The sequence below is a fragment of the Corynebacterium sp. UMB6689 genome, assembly GCF_030215295.1.
GTDB lineage: Bacteria > Actinomycetota > Actinomycetes > Mycobacteriales > Mycobacteriaceae > Corynebacterium > Corynebacterium aurimucosum.
The window spans coordinates 1-1339 of record NZ_JASOLS010000045.1; the positions used below are offsets into that span (position 1 = coordinate 1).

A 1339-nucleotide genomic window follows, 5' to 3' on the forward strand; every position below is an offset into this window, starting at 1 on the left:
CCTCGTTAGCAGGCAGGTTAACAAGGTCGGTTTCGTAGCCTTTAATTCCGGCTAGAGCTCGGTGCTTGGCAGCAAGCGCATAGTTGACCTTCTTATTCGGCGCGGAAAGATCGATATAGCGGTTGCGCTTAATCGCGATATCGCCATCAACGGCACGTTTAGCTTTCGCGACTTGCTCGTCGATTCCGCGCAGGCTGCGCCTTGCCCGATCGTGGGAGTACTGGAAATGGGTCACTGTATTCGGTGTTGTGTGTTTGCGTCCATCGCTTGCCGAGGCTTGTGTCCAGATCTGGCCGTGGGCGTAGTCAGTGCCCGGGTTCTTCAACCGCCAGGTTTCAATCACCTCAGGCACGGTGGGGGTTTTCACCGACAAAATGTAGTGCAGACCTGCATCAATGAGTGCTTGTTTGTTCGCTGCTGAAAACATGCCTGCATCGGCGACGACGGTGACTTCATCGAGTTGGTAGGCATCTTGGAAACCTTTGATCATCGGTAGCATCGTGTGGGTTTCTGCCGAGTTTCCGGCAAACGCCCCAACATGCAGTGGAAACCCGGTGGCATCAGTAAGCAATCCGACAAGGATTTGTGGCTCTACACGGCGTTCCTTGGAAAACCCGGGTTTGCGAAGCTCATCAGGAGTATCGGTTTCAAAGTACAAGGTGGTCACGTCGTACAAGATGAAAGTACCTGGCCCAATACCTGCATGATGGGCCAACGCTTGGGTTAGTATCTGCCCGAACGATTCGGTGGCGAAGGAGGAAAGACGCCGTTGGATAGTGCGGTAGCTTGCGCTGGTGATGCCAACCTCGGCAAGAGTCTCGATGGAATCCAGCTTCGAGCCGGGATGGATGATCCGGGCACGCACCAAATCGCGAAACACCGGATCATCACCGGTTGCTGCAGCAAGGCCTAACTCGTTGAAACACGCATCAATACACCCCAGCAAGTATCCGGCCCGCTGTGCCGTCACCGGCAGCGGGCTGGAAACGCTGCCCGTGGCCGGTGGAATGTGTTTCACCTCGCTGAAGTCCATTGCAAGTTGGTCACCATCGACGATGCGTTGAGCTTCAGCCCGTAAAAGCGCAAGCTCAGACTCTGAATGCGCCGAGCCGATATGCTTCATCCTTTTGGCACCTTTGTGTTCAGAGAACACCACCTGCACCGCCGTCGCCCCGGAGGCAGTCTTAACGGTGCGGATATATGGACTCACAAAAATCAGACTACCGACTACCCCCGGCACTACCCACTTAGTGCGGAAAAATCCCACCCCACCGACGAAAACCGCCAGGTAACAATGTCAAGAGTGACATTGCTCACCAGCCCATGGCCTAAGTCAGGT

Annotated in this window: 1 protein-coding gene; it reads right to left on the reverse strand. The window is 55.0% G+C overall.

Going from position 1 to position 1339, the window contains the following annotated elements; genetic code table 11:
- A partial coding sequence (locus tag QP363_RS12585; RefSeq protein ID WP_284764738.1) for an IS1634 family transposase occupies positions 1–1210 on the reverse strand: 1210 nt, incomplete at its 3' end.
- Positions 1211–1339 lie beyond the last annotated feature (129 nt).